Here is a 17,435-nt window from a genome sequence, read left to right on the forward strand (position 1 = left end):
TCCCATGGCCATTTGCGCTATGATAGATGAAGAAGGCCATTAGGCTTTCCGATCGGAGCCCAAAGGTGCAGGCCCTGAGGATCGGAAAGGGGGCGCAGTGAAGCGAGCGCAGGTGCGGCAGGAGCTCGTGGAGATCTTCGGACCCCGCGGGGTGCTCTGGGAAGATCACCATCTCCTCCTCTACGAATACGATGCCTCCATCGATAAGGGACGCCCGGATTTCGTGGTCTTCCCCACTTCCACAGAACAGGTGGTCGCCGCCGTTCGGATCGCGAACCGCTACGGGCTGCCCATCGTGGTGCGGGGCGCCGGGACCGGGCTGAGCGGCGGCGCGGTGGCCGACCAGGGCGGCCTGATGATCGTCACCACGCGAATGCGCCGCATCCTGGAGATCGATCCGGTGAACCTGAGGGCCGTGGTGCAGCCCGGCGTGGTGAATATCGCGGTCTCCCAGGCGGCGGCGGCCCACGGCCTGTATTATGCCCCGGATCCCTCCAGCCAGAAGGCATGCACCATCGGTGGCAACATCGCGGAGAACTCTGGGGGGCCTCATTGTCTGGCCTATGGGGTGACGACCAACCATGTCCTGGGCCTGGAGGTGGTGCTGCCCGACGGCGAGGTGGTGGAGGTCGGCGGCGCCGCCTTCGACTGGCCGGGCTACGACCTCACCGGGCTGATCGTCGGTTCGGAAGGCACCTTGGGGATTGTTACCCAGGCGATCCTCCGCCTGATGCCGGCGCCCGAAGCGGTGGTCACCCTGCTGGCGGTCTTCGACACCGTGGACCAGGCCAGCGAGGCCGTATCCGCGATCATCGCCGACGGCACCATCCCGGGAGCCATCGAGATGATGGACCACACGGCGATCCAAGCCGTGGAGAGCGCCAAGCGCTGCGGTTACCCGATGGATGCCGGGGCCGTGTTGCTCATCGACGTCGAAGGGCTGCCGGAGGGCCTGGAGGAGCTCGCGCATCACATCGCCCGCATCTGCGAGCACTTCGACGCCCGGGAGGTTCGCATCGCCACGGACCCGGCCGAGCGAGAGCGCCTGTGGTCCGGCCGCAAGGGTGCCTTCGGGGCCATGGGCCGCCTCGCGCCCAGCTACTACGTTCAGGACGGCGTGGTGCCGCGGGATCAGCTGCCACGGGTCCTCCGTCAGATCCAGGAAATCGGGCAGCGCTATGGCCTCACCATCGCCAACGTCTTCCACGCGGGAGATGGAAACCTTCACCCGCTGATCCTCTTCGACGAGCGGGATCCGGAGCTCACCCGACGGGCCGTGGAGGCCGGAGCGGAGATCATCCGGGCCTGCGTAGAGGCCGGTGGAACCCTGACCGGCGAGCACGGGGTCGGGCTGGAGAAGCGGGATCTGATGCCCCTCCTCTTCTCGCCGGCGGACCTGGAGGCGATGGCCCGCATCAAGGCAGCCTTCAATCCCGAGAACCGCCTCAACCCCTGCAAGATGTTCCCTTCCACAAAAATGTGTCTGGAAACATGGAGCCGCCGCAAGGCCCGTATGACGGAGCCTGTTCGATATCGCACCACCCCGCCTCCTGCGGAGATGGAGGAGTTGTGGATCTAACCACCCGTTATTCCCTGAACGGTTCGGTCCCTTCGATCGTGCGGCAACCGCAAACCGTGGAGGAGGTCGCGGAGACCCTTCGGGAGGCAGCCCGCTCGGGATGGGCGGTGGTGCCATGGGGGAGCGGCGCCCATCAGGGCATCGGCCACGCCCCGACTCGTTACGACCTCGCCCTGGATCTCATCCGGCTCTCCCGGGTCCTGCGCCATCGCCCGGCCAATCTCACCATCCGGGTGGAAGCCGGGATCCGCCTTGCCGATCTCAACGCGATGCTGGCCGAACACGGCCAGTGGCTTCCCCTCGATCCGCCCTTTGGGAATCGGGCGACGATCGGCGGGATCCTGGCCACGGGCCTGAGCGGGCCGTTGCGGGCCCGCTACGGCTCGGCCCGGGATTTGCTGATCGGGATCCGGGTCGCCCTGGCCGATGGGACGCTCATCCAGGGCGGAGGCGAGGTGGTCAAGAACGTGGCCGGATATGACCTCCCGAAGCTGTTCCACGGCGCATTGGGGACGCTGGGGGTGATCGTGGAAGCGGCCTTCAAACTATGGCCGCGCCCCAGGGCGGAGGCCACGTGGGTGTTCAGCTTCCCCCGTGTAGAGGCCGCGCTGCCGCTGACCCTGGGCATGCTCCGCCACCCGGGCTTCCCCCTGGCGGTGGAGGTCCTGAACGCCCGGGCGTGGGAGATCCTGCGGGAAGAGATAGAACTCCCCGCGGATCCCGGAGCACGGGTCTGGGTGCTGGTGCGGGCCGGCGGATGGCCGGCGCAGGTTGAGCGGATCGGGCGGGACGCCGTGGCCGCGGCCTCCGGGGCCCGGGCGAGGGATCGCCTGCCGGAGGAAACCGCATCGGCCCTGTGGGCTCGCGTTCCCTCCGTCGCGGTCCTCCCCACCCCAGCGCCGGTGGGGGCGCTGGGCGTGCGCCTGGGGCTGCTGCCTTCCCAGCTAACGGAGGGCGCCGCGGCCCTGGAAGCTCTGGAAGAGATCCCGGTGCTCTGGCGAGCCCATGGGACCCTGGGCCTGATCTATGCGGAAGGCCATGGGCCGCTGGAGACCCTCCTCCGATGGGCGCAAGCGCTCCGCTCCTTCGCTCTCGCCCATAGGGGGCATTTCATGATCCTGGGTGGCCCGGAGGGGATCAAACAGACCCTGGGCCTGTGGGCCCCGCTCCGACCCGAGGTGGAGGTCATGCGCCGGATTAAAGCCCAGCTCGACCCGGAGGGCCGGCTGAACCCCGGGCGCCTGGGCTGGGCATAACCGGCAGGACCGCTGCGTGCCATCGTTCCGTGTGGTCAGGATAGAGGTTGAACATGAGCTGCGCCTTCTGCCGGATCCTTCGCGGTGAGGCCCCTGCCTTCATGGTGCTGGAGGATGAACGCTCCGCGGCCTTCCTGGACCAGCGTCCCCTGTTCCCGGGGCATTGTCTTCTGATCCCGCGGGATCATTATGAGACCCTGATCGATTTACCGCCGGAACTGGTGGGGCCGCTGTTCCAGAACGCCCGCCTCCTGGCCCGGGCGGTGGAAGTCGGGCTGGGAGCGGAGGGGTCCTTCGTGGCCATCAACAACCGGGTGAGCCAGAGCGTGCCCCATCTGCACATCCACATCGTCCCCCGGCGAAAAGGGGATGGGCTGAGGGGGTTTTTCTGGCCCCGGCAGCGTTACGCCAGCGAGGCCGAGATGGCCGAGATCGCCCGAAAGCTGCGCGAGGCGATCGATCGGCTGCGGGAGAGGGAACGTTGAAAACGACATCCTTATTCAGCATTCAGCCTTGTTCAGCCCAGAGTGCATTGCCCAAACGGCCCATACGGCGCATCAGACTCTCCCTGAGACTCCACCAGCGCTCCGGATTCGCTTGAAGATCGATCCGCTCCAGGGCGATCTGAGTCCAGCGCCGGGCCTGTATCGGATCCCGTCGAACGCGCTCATAGTAGCGGGCCAGCCGGACCGCCGGAAGCACCTCGTCCGGGATCTCTATCGCCCACTCCTGCCAGATCCGGGCTGCCTCCTCCAGGCGCCCCATCCGACGCAACAGTGTCCCCAGCGCATGCCACGCCGCCCGACGGAGCTCCCGATCTTCTCCTCCCTCTTCCAGCGCCCGGCGAAAGGCTCGTTCGGCAGCCTCCCAGCGGCCGCTCTCCTGATACCACCGGCCCAGCTGCACCCAGTCCCAGCCCTGGACCGCGGGATCGAGCTCGGGTGTTTCAAACAGATGGGCCAGCCGGGCCGCCAGGATCACCATGGAAAGCACATCCTGGCGGTTGTGAAGGAACACCCCCTCCAGCAGATCCAGATCCCGGGTTTGCAGATAAGACCAGTAACGGGTGGGGATCTCGTAGCCGGGCACATCGTCCGGGGAACGCTCCAGCCCCAGCACCGCCTCCTCCAGGGCGGCCAGCGCCCGGGAGGGAAGACGACGCCGCCAGAGACGACGGGCAGTGGATAAAAGATCCCAGTGCGGGACGTCCAGGCCATGCCAGCGAAGCCGTTGCACCGCCAGGCGCATCTCGATCAGGGGAAGATCAAAGCCCCGCCCGTTGAACGTCACCAGTCCCTGCACCTCCCGGGTCATCGCGAGGAAAGTCCGCCAGAACATCGGCTCCCCTGCCGGATCCGCCAGGAAAAGCTGACGGAACACCAGCGCCTCCCTCTCGATCCGGGCGAAACCGATGAGGAAGACCATCGTCCCGGCCCCTCCTACCAGCCCGGTGGTCTCCGTATCCAGGAAGAGCACCCCTTCCGGCGGGATGTCCAGCCAGTCCGGATGGCCCGCCAGGGTCGCCACCGCTTCCCGCGGGGCCCTCCGCCAGGCCTCCAGCGGCGGGAACAGCGGCATGGATTCCTCCCACAGGCGGACTCCCTCCCCCCGCGAAGGAGGAGATTCCGTTCGCTCTGGACGGCTGCCTCGAAGCCGGCGCCATCGGGCTTCCAGGGATTCCATATTCACGCCTTCGATGTTATAGGTCTTGGGGGGGTTCGCAGCGATAGGCGGATGCCCCGAGATTCATCGGGGACCCCGCAGGACCTCCACACCCATGTAAGGGCGCAGGACCTCAGGGACCACAATGCTGCCATCCCGCTGCTGATAGTTTTCCAGGATGGCGATCACGGTGCGGGGAAGGCCCAGGCCGGATCCATTGAGGGTGTGCACGTATCGCGGGCGCGCGCCCGGGCGTGGCCGGTAGCGCAGGTTCGCCCGTCGGGCCTGGAAGTCCTCGGTATTGCTCACCGAGCTGACCTCCAGCCATTCGCCACAGCCGGCCGCATAAACTTCCACATCGTAGGTCTTCGCCGCCGCAAAACCCAGGTCCCCCGTGCAGATCTCCACCACGCGGGTTGGCAGCCCCAGACGCCGGCAGGTGTCCACCACGTCCTCCACCATCTTCTCCAGCTCCAGATAGGAGGTCTCCGGCGTGGTGAACTTGTATAGCTCCACCTTATCGAACTGATGCCCGCGCTTGATCCCCCGCACATCCCGACCGGCGGACATCCGCTCCCGGCGGAAGCATGGCGTGTAGGCCACGTAATACAGGGGCAGCTGATCCGCCTCCAAGATCTCATCCCGATGCAGGTTGGTGAGGGGCACCTCAGCGGTGGGGACCAGCCAGATATCATCCTCCACATCGTGATAGAGGTTGTCCTCGAATTTGGGAAGCTGCCCGGCACCCACCAGCGCCTCCCGCTTGACCACGAAGGGCACATAGACTTCCGTGTAACCATGGATCTGCGTGTGAAGGTCCAGCAGCCACTGGATCAGGGCCCGCTCCAGGCGCGCGCCCAATCCCCAGAGCACATAAAAGCGGCTCCCGGAGAGCTTGACCCCCCGCTCGAAGTCGATCAGCCCTAGGCGAGGTCCCAGCTCCCAGTGGGGGAGCGGCGGGAAGTCAAACTCCGGGATCGCTCCCTCCACCCGCACCACCCGGTTGGCGGATTCATCGGGACCAATGGGGACGCTGGGATGCGGGATGTTCGGGAATTGTAGCAAAAGCTCCTCCCGCCGCGCTTCCAGATCCCGAAGCCGCGCCTCCTCAGCGGCCAGGCGTTCACCCAGTTCCCGCATCTCGGCGATGCGGGCCTCCCGCTCCGGGCCCGGCGGCATTTTCCCGATCTCCCGGGAGACCTGATTGCGCACCGCCCGCAAGCGCTCCACTTCCTGCAACGCCGCCCGATACGCTTCATCCAGCTCCAGAAAGCGATCCACCAGATCCGGGGATTCCCCGCGATGCTGAAGCCCTATCCGGATCTCCTCCGGATTGCGCCGGATGCGTTCCACGTCCAGCATAGTGCGCTCCTCTGAAGGAGAGTCCAGGCAGCCCGTATCCCAAACTCACCGCATAACCATAAACAGGTGAGAAGGTTCCCGTCAAACTTAACCCAGTAGGTGCAGGATCGCGAAGGAGGAGGCCATTGGGATCATTATAGGGAGCGAGCCGGTTCTTCGAGAGTCTTCCTGTCTCACCCGAGCGGGCTTTCCTCGCCCGCCTCCGAACCCGCACCCATTCTTAATCCGAAGCCTCAGGGGGCGCCTGGCGCAACACCCACAGGAGCACCCCGGCCAGCAGAACCAGAGCCAGGGCTTTGTAAAGGGCGGACGGGATCAGCAGGGCGATCCCCCCGGCGGCCGCGGCAAAGCCGTAATAAGCCATCCGGATTCGATGCGGAGACCACCCCGCATCCAGCAGGCGGAAGTGCAGATGATCCCGCCCCCCTTGGGTGGGACGTCGCCCCCGGCGCCAGCGATAGGCGATCAGCCACGCCACATCCGCGATGGGCAACGCCATGGCCATCACAACCGTGGCCACCTTCGCACCGCCGATGATCGCCAGGACCCCCAGGGTGTAGCCGAGGAAGAGCGTGCCGGAAGACCCCAGAAACAAACGGGCGGGCGACCAGTTCCAGGGAAGAAACCCCACACAGGCTCCTGCCAGGGCCGCCGGCAGCAAGGCCACGCTATGCTGAGGCGGATCCAGGCGATACCCGGCGTGCAGGAACAGGATCAGCGCCACAATGGCCACCACCCCGCTGGCCAGGCCGTCGATCCCATCCAGCCAGTTCACCGTGTTCATCATCCCCACCAGCCAGAAAACAGTCAGCAGGACAACCATCAGCGGGGGGAAATAAAGCGGGCGACCGGTCAGCGGGTTGTTGACATATTCGATGAAGATGAGAAAGGGCAGCGATAGAAGGGCGATGAGGGCCTGGCCGAGGAACTGCGGCCCCGGAGGGAGCTCCCACCGATCATCGATCAGCCCCAGGATCAGGCTGAGCGTTCCGCCCAGCAAGAGGCCCGTCAGGCGGATGACCTCTTTCGGATCGAAGCGAGGGATCGGGAGGATCTGCGCGAAGAGGACCGCCAGAACGAACGCCAGCCAGAGCGCCAGGCCGCCGGTGCGCGGGATCTCCCCGCGATGCCGCCGACGCCCTCCCGGTCGATCCAGCATCTCCAGACGATAGCCCAGACGCGCCGCCACAGGGGTCGATCCCCCTGAAAGCAGAACGGCGATCAGGAACACCAGCAAGGCTGCGAGAGGGAAGGGCATCCTCGTTCCGTTCCGGAATCGTGAGTCTCATGATGGATAGGTTGAAGCGCGGCTGACCCGCTCCGCAATGTGACGGAGCTGCTGAAAAACCTCCCGGGCCGGGAACTTCTGATCCCGAGGGAATCCCACGTGGATCTGGAGGTGATGGGGCTCCGCGCGACGCACCGACAGTCGGGCGATATAGGGATAACAGCGGCTCAGATCCCCCAGGCATTCCTCGATCACCCGCGGCGCGATGGTTCCCCGATACGCCAGGCGTCCCCCCGCCAGATCCATATTCTCCCACTCTCCCCAGGCCATGCGCTGGAGGATCTCCCTCCCGGTCCACATCGCAGGGTTGGCCCATTCCCCCTCAAAGGCCGGAGGCTGTCGGAGCCGAGCTCGCACGATCATCAGATCCCGCCGCCCGCGCCACCGGGAGAACAGCCAGAGAAAGGGCACATCGCGAGGCTCGAAAACCAGGAGCAGCTCCACCTCCCGGAAGGGGGTTTTGGCCTCGCGCATCCGCAGCCGAACCAGCGACGTCCCCACCCACTCCAGCGTGGTCCGCTCGCTGAGCAGGGGCAGCCCCTCCCGCATCCAGCGCAAAAGGCGCTGGCCTTTATGCACGTTCCATTGCATGCCCAGGAAAAACCACCCCACCACCAGGATGGCCCCTGTCATCAGGATCGGCACACCCAGATCCATCCCGTGTCCCCCAGGGGGATTTGCTTTCATTATAATTTAGGAAGCGCACAGCTCGCCCCCAGAGAGCGATACATTGGCGCAACTCCTGACCTTCATCCAACGACATCATCCCGGATGGCTCGCGTTCGTCTGGATCTTCTCCTGGTAGAGCGGGGATTGGCGGAGAGCCGGGAGCGCGCCCAGCGGTTGATCCGCGCGGGTCGGGTGCGAATCGGGGACCGGGTTGTGGATAAGCCGGGGGCCCTGGTTCCGGCGGATGCGCCGATCACTGTAACCGCGCCGCTCCCCTATGTGAGCCGGGGCGGCATCAAACTGGCCGCGGCCCTCGCGCGCTTCCCGGTCCCGGTCCAGGGAGCGATCTGCGCAGACGTCGGCGCTTCCACAGGAGGATTCACGGATTGCCTGCTTCAGCATGGCGCGGCCCGGGTTTACGCGATCGATGTGGGCTATGGCCTCCTGGACCTGCGATTGCGTCAGGATCCCCGGGTGATCGTCATGGAGCGGACCAACGCCCGCTACCTCCCATCGCTCCCGGAGCCGATCCATCTGGTGACAATCGATGTCTCTTTCATCTCCGTTCGCCTGATCCTCCCCAACGCCCATCGCTGGCTGGTCCCGGAAGGTCACGCGATTGTCCTGGTGAAGCCCCAGTTCGAGGCCGGTCGCGCCGAGGTTCGGCGGGGCGTTGTGCGCGATCGCGCCGTTCATGAACGGGTGTTGCGGACATTGATCGAAGGGGCCATGGGCCAGGGCTGGTGGCCGCGCGGGCTGATCCCCTCGCCGCTGCTCGGGCCGGCCGGCAACATCGAGTTCCTGCTATGGCTTCAAAAAGGGGAAGGGCCGGCAGATCCAGAAGCGATGATCCGCGAGGCCTTCGCCGAGCTCGAAGCCCATCCTCCCTCACGGGAATAGAGACATGGCCTCTCCCCGAAACTCCGTGGATCTTTTAAGATAACTGCAGTTGTCGTATTCATCTTCTCATTTCGGGGAACGGTCGCCGATGAGTTCGCGAAAATCCATCACGCCTTTATGGCGATGGGTCGTTATGGGGGCCGTGCTGCTGAGCCTGGGGGTGCTCTTCAGCCGGATGCCGCGGCCGTTCCCCTTCCCTTCCCAGATTCCAACAGGGACGCCGACCGCCACCGCATCCCCCTCTCCAACCCCCTCCCCGACACCGACGCCCACCCCTGTCCCCTCCCCCAGCGAGTGGCTGACGCGGGCTCGAGCGGCGATGCGAGCCGGAGCATTTGAGGAGGCCGCGACGGCCTACGCCGCGGCGCTTCAGGGCCCGCTGTCCATGGAGCAGGCCGGGGAAGCATGGGTGGGCATCGGGCGGGCGTTGCTGGCCGCTGAGCAGCCAGCGGAAGCGGCGCAGCGGCTGAGCCAGGCACCTCTGGAGATCATGTCGCCCGAATGGGCGCGCCAGGTCTGGGCGCTCCTTGGAGACGCGCGGCGACAGGCCGGGGATCCGATCGGGGCGGCGGAGGCGTATGCCCGGGCGCTGGCTTCCGGCTCTCCGCTGACCGTGGAGCTGCGGATGCGACGGGCGCTGGCCCTTCGAGAGGCCGGTCGGTGGGAAGCGGCCGCAACGGAGCTCCGGGCCGCCCTACCCTCCGCCCGGGACCGAAGCCAGGAAGCGGCGATCCGGGAACAGCTGGCGGAAACCCTGGAAGCCCTTCAGGCCTATCCGGCGGCGCTGGAGCAGTATCAGGCGATCCTTTCCTTCGCCCAGAATCCTGCCTACCGGGCTTACATAGAATGGCGGGCTGCTCAGGCCCTTTTAAACGCCGGACAAACCGCCGAAGCCTATGCGCGGCTCCAGCGCCTGATCCGCGAGGCCCCGGATACCATCGGGGCCTACAATGCGCTGGTCCGCCTGGTGGAAGCCGGGATTCCCGTTCCCGATGACCTGCGCGGACGGATCGATTACTTCGCTGGACAATGCCTTCCGGCCGTTCAGGCCTTTGAGCGCTGGATCGCCGCCCATCCAGACCATGGCGATAGCCATTATTACGCGGCGCTGTGCTACCGGGATCTGGGGAACGCGAATGCGGCCCATGCCCATCTGGACGCGCTGCTCCGGGATCACCCTGAGGCTTCTCACTGGGCGGAGGGATGGCTGGAGAAAGGGCGGCTATGGATTCAGGAGGGCAACGCAGACGCTGCGGTCGCGCTCTGGGGTCGTTTCCTCGCCCGCTTCCCGGATCACCCCTTTATCCCCCGCCTGCTCTGGGAGGCGGGGCGCCTCCTGGAGCGGAACGGCATGGAGGCATCCGCGGCGGCCTTTTATCGTCAGCTAACGGAACGATTTCCCACCGATGCGCGCGCGCCGGAGGCGTGGCATCGACGGGGTGTGCTGGCCTACGCCCGCGGGGATCTGACCACTGCCGCTGCGGCCTGGGAGACCCTGCGGAGTCGATATCCCGACTCGCCCTGGGCGCTGACGGCGCAATTCTGGTTGGGGAAAGTGGCGATGGCCCGCGGGGATCGCGAGCGCGCCGCTTCGGAATGGCGGGAAGTCGCCGCCCGGGCCGCCGGGCGCTTTCTCGGGGAGCGAGCCCGGATGCTTCTGAACGGCCAGGAGTCCCTGGAGGGAAATCCCTCCCCGGCCTTTCCAGATCCTGAATCCGGACGGGAGGAAGCGGAGGCATGGCTGGCGGCCCGGCTGGGGATTACGGACACCGCCGTGTTGCGGAGCTCTCGCTTCCTGTCGGATCCGGCCTGGCTGGCCGGGGAAGAGGCGTGGCGGATGGGATGGGTGGAAGAGGCCCGCAAGCTCTGGACCGACGTGCGCCAGCGTCTGGAGGGGGATCCACTGGCTCTCTATCAGCTATCGCTGGCCTTTCGAGCGCGCGGGGCCGATGCGCTATCTCTGCAGGCTGCGGCGCGCATGCTGGCCCGCCTGGGCGTTTCCCCTCGGGAGGCCCCGCCGTTCCTCGCCCGTCTGGCCTATCCGACGCCCTATCTCGAGCAGGTGCTGGCGGAAGCGCAGCGCTACAACCTGGACCCGCTGCTCCTTTACGCCCTGATGCGTCAGGAGAGCCTGTTTGACCCTTATGCGGTATCCTCCGCGCAGGCCCGGGGGCTGATGCAGATCATCCCGCCGACGGCCCAGGCCATCGCCGGGGCGCTGGATCAGCCGTATCGGGAGACATGGCTGTATCGGCCTCGGGTGAATATCGCCTTTGGGGTTTATTATCTGGCCCGACAGCGGGATCGCTTCGGGGGAAACCTGTGGGTCGCCCTGGCCGCGTATAACGGGGGACCGGGGAACGCGGCGCGCTGGTGGGAAGCGGCCCGGGGGGACGTAGATCTCTTCTATGAACGGATCACCCTCGAGGAAACCCGGCGCTACCTGGAACGCATCCTCGAACACCTCTCGGTGTATCGGCTGCTTTACGCCCCCCGATAGCTTATATGCTGGAAATCAGCGCCCGCTGTGAGAAGCCAGGCCGGATAGCAGTGAAAGGCGCGCTTTCACGAACGCGATCTCATCCTCCCGGGTCTGCACCTCGCCATCGAGGCGGGCCGCCCGCAGGGCGCGCAACATCTGCCCGATGGCCGGGCCCGGCGGGATGCCCAGCCGCCGCAGATCGTCCCCTCGCAGGATCGGTCGAACCCCCCGCCAGTGATGGGCATACTGATAGAGGTTCTCCCGGGCCCGGCCCATGGGCGCGGCGACCCAGACCACGAAGAGAGCAATCACCGGGTAAATATCCAGATGCTCGGCGATGGTGCTGGGCTTCAGCGGCTCCGCCAGTCGATCCAGTTTCCCCTTGATCTCCTGGATGCCCCGCAACACATTCGCATCCCGCGCCGGGAAGCGCAGCCGGCGGATGGCCTGCTCCAGCTGGACGGCAGACAGACGATAGCTCATCACCCCCCATCCCGCCAGGATCCGCCAGCGCTCCGGCGTCTCTTCGATCACCCGCCACTCTCCCCGCTCCAGCGCGGTCCGCATGACCTGGAAACGCTCCCGCAGCCACGCATCCGCCTGAAGCCCGGGCATCACAAAGGCGAGCGCTCGCCATTCCTCCAGCCGGGCCAGGATGCGCTCGGGCTCGGCCTCCGCCAGGATCAGCTCCATCTCGTGGCGGATGCGTTCCCCGCTCACCCGCGCCAGGAGATCCACCGCATGGTGGATGAGCTCCTCTGTCCGGGGTTCCACCCGGAACCCCAGGCGGGCCTCCAGCCGGGCCGCCCGCAGGATCCGAGTGGGATCCTCCACAAAGCTCAGGGAATGCAGCACGCGGATGAGGCCTCGCTGGAGATCCTGGAGCCCGCCATAGAAGTCCAGGAGCTCCCCGAATCGGTCCGGGTTCAGGCAAACCGCGAGCGTGTTGATCGTGAAGTCCCGTCGGTGCAGATCCTGCTTGATCGAGCTGGGTTCCACCTGCGGCAGGGCCGTGGGATGGGCGTAGAACTCGCGACGGGCCGTGACGAAGTCGATCGCCTTCAACCCCTCCACCGGCCCGGCCGGCGTGGCGATCGTCACCCCCTCCAGCAACCACTTGGCGGTGCCGAAGCGCCGATGGGCCACCACCCGCCCTCCGTAGCGCGCGCGCATCGCATCCGCCAGGGCGATCGCATCCCCCTCCACCACAATGTCCACATCGACGATGGGGTGGTTCAGGATGAGATCGCGAACCAGGCCGCCTACGAAGTAGGCAATGAAGCCCATGGACTGCGCCGTCGCGCCGATCTCCCGCACGAGGGCCAGCCAGGAGGGTGGGAACGCCGCCTCCATCGCGGAGGCCACGCTGAGGCGCGGGCGAACCCGCAGGCGCTCCCCCCATAGCTTGATCAGATCGGTTCGGGTGACGATGCCCACCACCTCGCCATCCTCCACCACCGGGATCTGCCCCCAGCCGGTCTCGATCATCAGACGCTGCACCTTCTCCACCGGATCGGAGGGGAGGACGAAGATCTCGCCCTTCTCCATCACCCGCTCCACAGGCTGCCCCCCCAGGCCATGCTGGAGCGCCCGGTCGACGGCGCGACGGGTGAGCAGCCCGATGACCCGACCGCCCTGAACCACCGGGAAGCCTTCATGGCCGGTCCGCTGCATCTCCTTCGCCGCCTCGCTGATGGGGAGATCCGGGGGAAGAACACGAACGCCACGGGACATGATCTCCGCCACCGTCACGGCAGGTCGGATGTGGCGGGGCAGGATCCGCAGCAGCTCCTCCCGGACCTCCTCGAGGGAGCGATCCCGGATCACCGCGGCCGCTGCTCGCGCGTGGCCGCCGCCGCCGAAGTGAGCGGCCACGCCGCTGGCATCGATGTCATCCGTGGTGGTGCGGCAGACCATCTGGATGTGCCCGTCGAACTCCACCAGCACGAAGAGGGCGGAGGGTTCGAAAAGATCCCGGAGCCGATGGGCGACGGTGGAGACCTCCTCCATAAAACCATCCGCCCGGGCTGCGGCGATCACCACAGTGTGTCCTTCGATCTCCCGGGTCTCCGACGACTCCACCAGGCGATCATACAGGCGACGCTGGGCCTCCGTCATCGGGTGATGGAGGAACTCGCCCAGAACCGCCAGATCTGCCCCGCGCTCGATCAGCCAGGCGGCCGCCCGCAGGTCGCGAGGGGTGGTCGATGGATAGGTCAGAGAGCCTGTATCCTCGTAAATCCCCAGCAACATCAACGTAGCCTCCACCCACGTCAGGCCGATCCCCCGCTCGGCCAGCCCCTCCACCAGGACCGTGGTGGTGGCCCCGACCGGCTCGCCATGGTAAGTCCAGCCTGGAGGCAGATCCCGGGTCAGCGGATGGTGATCGATGATCTGCACCCGCGTCTGAGGCCCCGTTCCCCGCACGGTCGCCATCGTCTGCGCATCCACCAGGATGACCTGATCCACGGGGCGCCGGATCAGCTCGTCCGGGAGCATAAACGGCAGCTGATCCCCATATAGGTTGAGGAAGGCGCGCACATTCCGGTTCACCCGACGGGGGAGCACTGGGATCGCCCGCGGGTAGAGCTTGGCCGCCGCCAGCTGCGCGGCGACGGCGTCGAAATCCGCGTTCTCATGGGTCAGGATGAGGGTCAGGCCCTCCTCCATCCTGCTCTCCACTGGGAAGCTCAAGAAACCCCGGTCCCGAACTGGCGATCGCCCGCGTCCCCCAGGCCGGGCACGATGAAGCCGTGGGGGTTCAGGTGACTATCCACCGCCGCCACATAAACGGGGATCTCCGGATGAGCCTGAGCGAAGCGATCCAGCCCCTCCGGAGCAGCGATCAAACCCACGAAGACGATACGCGGCACCCCCCACCGCTTCAGGATATCCGCCGCGGCCACTGCTGATCCTCCGGTCGCCAGCATCGGATCCAGAATGAAGCACCATGTCACGGTGGGTTGGGGAGGCAATCGGTTGTAGTATGCGATCGGCTGGAGGGTGCGCTCATCCCGATAGATCCCGAGATGCCAGACCTGAGCCTCTGGGAACACCTGCAGGGCCCCCTCCACCATCCCGAGCCCGGCCCGCAGGATGGGGACCAGGCCAATGGTTCCTCGCAGGCGCTGCCCCCGAGCCTCCCCCATGGGGGTGATCACAGGGACCTCCTCTACCTCCAGATCCCGGGTAGCCTCATAGAACAAAAGGGGAGTGATCTCTCGCAGCAGCTCCCGAAACCGCTTGGGGCCTGTTCGCTGGTCCCGCAACTCGGTGAGCTTGTGCTGAACGACAGGGTGGCGCACGATCCGAACCTGGCTCATGGCCGAACTCCTGAGGGGAAGATGTGCCGCTCAGGAAACCCGGCGAGCCACCGAAGGCAGCCCGCCCCGTTCCCCGCATGGCCCTCACAGCGCTCATCGACACAGATAGGGCATCGGGTCCAGGATGTCCCCATACGGGCCGTTCCGCGCCCCCGCTTTCTTCAGCATCCAGTGGACAAACCCCCTGGATCCCGCCCGCCCCAGCGGCTGCCCGGGTTGCACCCGCTCCCCCACCTGAACTTCCAGGGTGCCTGGCATGAGGTGACCATAAATCGTAACGTAAAGGCCATCCGGCCTTTGATGCTGAATCCGAACCTGGGTCCCATAGGGATGATCCGGGCGCTCCGCAGCCATCACCACAATCCCTTCCGCAGCCGCATAAACCGGTTCGCCGGGCGGAGCCTGAAAGTCCACGCCCTCATGGCCGGGCAACCCCCACACCGCGAAGGAATCCGGATCAGCTCCGAAGGCACGATGGATCGCCGGCGGCTTCACTGGAGGCTGCAGCCAGCGTCCTGATGGATAGACGGGCAACTCCTCCAGAGCTCCCCGCAGGATCTCCAGGCCCTCCTTCGGGACCCAGCCCGTATGGGCGGCATCGGGAAAGGCCACCTGGATCCATTGTCCTCCCTCCGATCGCCCGAGGGCTTCCCGCTCCGCCCCTTCGGGGAGCTGGCCCAGGATCGGCGCCCCCGGATCCGGTTCCTGATGGACCGCCAGCGAAGCCCGGGCGCGAACCCGGGGAAGCTGCACCAGGAGGACCGGCACGGTCTCCGGGATCCCTGCGGTCACCCGGGTATACGCGGCGGCGATCCATGCGCGTTCCCGGCGTATCGGATCCAGGATGGCCCACCACACACCATCCGCGCTCTGTCCCACCACCTCCACCTCAACGCCCGCCTCCAGACGACCGATGATCGGGGCGGAGAACCCCGGCCCGCCCCGGACGTTCAGGCGATCCGTGGTGACGACCCGAAGCCCTCGGCCCAGCCGGGCACCATGAGCGGCACGGGCATCCAGGATCCTTTGCAGGCGCTCCGGCGTGGGGGCGAAGAGCACATCCAGGTGAATGGAAGGTCGACGCTGGCGAAGCTGGGCCGCCGTATGCCCCGGGCGTCCATCCGGAAGGACCAGCGACACGATCAGCGGCTCTCCGGGAAGCGTAAGCGCGATCTCCGGGTTCGTGGTGGGGATCACCCGGAACCGCTCGATGTAGAAGCGGGATGCTTCCATCCATCGCCAGTCGGCTCCTGCGGGCAGGAGCAACAGGTGCTGGAGCGCGCTCATCGCAACCCTTACGGAGAGATCCAGCCCGGAGATTTTGGCGGGCATGGGCCCTCTGGAACGGCCTCCCTGCCCATCGGATCCTTCCATCCTCCAGCCGGCTATCCGAAGCGTTCTCCTGACCCCAGGGATCGGCCCGGATGGTCGATGGCGGTCAAGGGCGGCCGGCGATGATGCCAGGGCGTGGCCTGCTCGTAGGCGTAAGCCACCCGAAGGATCTTCTCCTCGCCCAGCGCGGGCCCCAGGATCTGCAGGCCGATGGGAAGACCCTGGCTGTCGAAGCCGCAGGGAACGCTGATGCCGCAGATCCCGGCCAGATTCGCCGTGATGGTGAAGATATCCGCCAGATACATTTGAAGCGGATCGGATGTGCGCTCCCCAAGCCGGAAAGCGGTCGTCGGGGAGGTGGGACAGACCATGACGTCCACCCTCTCAAAGGCCTGCTCGAAATCCCGCCGGATCAGCGTGCGCACTTTCTGGGCTTTCAGATAATAGGCGTCATAGTAGCCCGCGGATAAGGCGTAAGTTCCCAGCATGATCCGCCGCTTGACCTCCGGTCCGAAGCCATATCCCCGGGTCAGGCGATAGGTATCCCAGATCGTTTCCCCCTGGATGCGGAGGCCGTATTTGACGCCGTCGTAACGGGCCAGGTTCGCGGAGGCCTCCGCCGGGGCGATCATGTAATACGTGGGCAGGGCATAAGCCGTATGCGGCAGGGAGACCTCAATGACCTCGGCTCCCAGCTCCGCCAGCACCTCGATCGCTTCTCGAACCGCCCCCTCCACCTCCGGCTGCATCCCGGGGATGAAATACTCGGGGGGAACGCCCACCCGCACACCCTTCAGATCGGGAATCAGCGCCCGGGTATAATCGGGGACCGGCGCGGGCCATGAAGTGGCATCCCGGGGATCGGGCCCGGCGATCCACTGCAACAGGATCGCCGCATCCCACACGTCTTTGGTGATCGGCCCGATCTGATCCAGGGAAGAGCCATAGGCCACCAGGCCGTAACGGGAAACCCGACCATAGGTCGGCTTCAACCCCACAACCCCGCATAGCGCGGCCGGCTGGCGAACCGAGCCGCCCGTGTCCGTGCCCAGGGCCCCCGCGCAAAGATCCGCCGCGACCGCCGCCGCGCTGCCCCCCGAGGAGCCCCCCGGCACTCGCTCCAGATCCCAGGGGTTGCGGGTCGGGCCGAAGGCGGAGTTCTCTGTGGAAGAACCCATCGCGAACTCATCGGTGTTCGTTTTCCCCAGGAACACCGCGCCGGCCTCTCGCAACCGGACGATGGCGGTAGCCTCATAAGGCGGAACGAAGTTCTCCAGGATGCGGGAGCCGCATGTGCAGCGCACACCCTGCACACAGATCACATCTTTAATGGCCAGGGGGATCCCGTTCAGCGGGGGGAGCGGCGTGGTCGGATCCCGTCGCCACGCCACCCACCGCTCGTCTGCCTCCCGGGCCTGGGCCAGCGCCAGATCCGGGGTCACCGTGAGATAGGCGTGCAGGATCGGATCCAGGGCCTCAATGCGCGTTAGGTAATCCTCGGTGACCTCTACGGCCGAGATCTCCCCCCGACGCAGATGCTCCAGAGTTTCATGGATCGTCCATGCGTGAGGAGCCATCCCCC

General features: G+C 66.4%; 13 protein-coding genes. 5 read left to right on the forward strand and 8 right to left on the reverse strand.

The features are described 5' to 3' along the window. The first annotated feature begins 97 nt into the window (after positions 1 to 97). The 3 genes from VAE54_RS07870 to VAE54_RS07880 are packed head-to-tail and all read left to right on the forward strand — an operon-like array spanning position 98 to position 3,320. On the forward strand, positions 98 to 1,579 hold the full coding sequence (locus VAE54_RS07870) for an FAD-binding oxidoreductase (protein WP_322801401.1): 1,482 nt from the start codon (positions 98 to 100) through the stop codon (positions 1,577 to 1,579). Beyond that, positions 1,570 to 2,835, forward strand: a complete 1,266-nt coding sequence (locus tag VAE54_RS07875) for an FAD-binding oxidoreductase (protein WP_322801402.1) — start codon at positions 1,570 to 1,572, stop codon at positions 2,833 to 2,835. The genes VAE54_RS07870 and VAE54_RS07875 overlap by 10 nt, the downstream gene beginning before the upstream one ends. Before the next feature lie 53 nt (positions 2,836 to 2,888). Further along, positions 2,889 to 3,320 carry an HIT family protein gene (locus VAE54_RS07880; RefSeq protein ID WP_322801403.1) on the forward strand — a complete coding sequence of 144 codons (432 nt, stop codon included), beginning with the start codon at positions 2,889 to 2,891 and terminating at the stop codon, positions 3,318 to 3,320. A gap of 22 nt (positions 3,321 to 3,342) precedes the next feature. Here the strand turns inward: VAE54_RS07880 and VAE54_RS07885 are convergent, their stop codons facing one another. From VAE54_RS07885 to VAE54_RS07900, 4 genes are all read right to left on the reverse strand, one after another. After that, positions 3,343 to 4,413, reverse strand: a complete 1,071-nt coding sequence (locus VAE54_RS07885; protein WP_322801404.1) for a ribonuclease H-like domain-containing protein — start codon at positions 4,411 to 4,413, stop codon at positions 3,343 to 3,345. A gap of 168 nt (positions 4,414 to 4,581) precedes the next feature. Then, positions 4,582 to 5,859 carry a serine--tRNA ligase gene (serS, locus tag VAE54_RS07890; protein ID WP_322801405.1) on the reverse strand — a complete coding sequence of 426 codons (1,278 nt, stop codon included), beginning with the start codon at positions 5,857 to 5,859 and terminating at the stop codon, positions 4,582 to 4,584. 220 nt (positions 5,860 to 6,079) lie between these two features. Beyond that, on the reverse strand, positions 6,080 to 7,117 hold the full coding sequence (locus VAE54_RS07895; protein WP_322801406.1) for an MraY family glycosyltransferase: 1,038 nt from the start codon (positions 7,115 to 7,117) through the stop codon (positions 6,080 to 6,082). A gap of 27 nt (positions 7,118 to 7,144) precedes the next feature. Continuing rightward, a complete protein-coding gene (locus VAE54_RS07900; protein WP_322801407.1) occupies positions 7,145 to 7,804 on the reverse strand; it encodes a hypothetical protein in 660 nt (219 codons plus the stop codon). Between the two features lie 114 nt (positions 7,805 to 7,918). Here VAE54_RS07900 and VAE54_RS07905 point away from each other — a divergent pair, with 114 nt between their 5' ends. Together VAE54_RS07905 and VAE54_RS07910 are read left to right on the forward strand one after the other, a co-directional pair. After that, entirely contained in the window at positions 7,919 to 8,716 is a 798-nt protein-coding gene (locus tag VAE54_RS07905; RefSeq protein WP_322801408.1) for a TlyA family RNA methyltransferase, read from the forward strand. Between the two features lie 88 nt (positions 8,717 to 8,804). Beyond that, positions 8,805 to 11,216, forward strand: coding sequence for a transglycosylase SLT domain-containing protein (locus VAE54_RS07910; protein ID WP_322801409.1), 2,412 nt, complete (start codon positions 8,805 to 8,807; stop codon positions 11,214 to 11,216). 15 nt (positions 11,217 to 11,231) lie between these two features. Here VAE54_RS07910 and VAE54_RS07915 read toward each other — a convergent pair whose 3' ends face one another. From VAE54_RS07915 to gatA, 4 genes are all read right to left on the reverse strand, one after another. Beyond that, on the reverse strand, positions 11,232 to 13,868 hold the full coding sequence (locus tag VAE54_RS07915; protein ID WP_322801410.1) for a CBS domain-containing protein: 2,637 nt from the start codon (positions 13,866 to 13,868) through the stop codon (positions 11,232 to 11,234). A 20-nt stretch (positions 13,869 to 13,888) separates the two neighbouring features. Beyond that, a complete protein-coding gene (gene upp, locus VAE54_RS07920; RefSeq protein ID WP_322801411.1) occupies positions 13,889 to 14,521 on the reverse strand; it encodes a uracil phosphoribosyltransferase in 633 nt (210 codons plus the stop codon). Positions 14,522 to 14,614: 93 nt separating this feature from the next. After that, the gene (locus VAE54_RS07925) at positions 14,615 to 15,853 is read right to left on the reverse strand and encodes an SH3 domain-containing protein (protein ID WP_322801412.1); all 1,239 of its coding nucleotides are present in this window, start codon (positions 15,851 to 15,853) and stop codon (positions 14,615 to 14,617) included. A 53-nt stretch (positions 15,854 to 15,906) separates the two neighbouring features. Beyond that, entirely contained in the window at positions 15,907 to 17,430 is a 1,524-nt protein-coding gene (gatA, locus tag VAE54_RS07930) for an Asp-tRNA(Asn)/Glu-tRNA(Gln) amidotransferase subunit GatA (RefSeq protein ID WP_322801413.1), read from the reverse strand. Positions 17,431 to 17,435 lie beyond the last annotated feature (5 nt).

It is taken from the genome of Thermoflexus sp. (genome assembly GCF_034432235.1).
Classification (GTDB): domain Bacteria; phylum Chloroflexota; class Anaerolineae; order Thermoflexales; family Thermoflexaceae; genus Thermoflexus.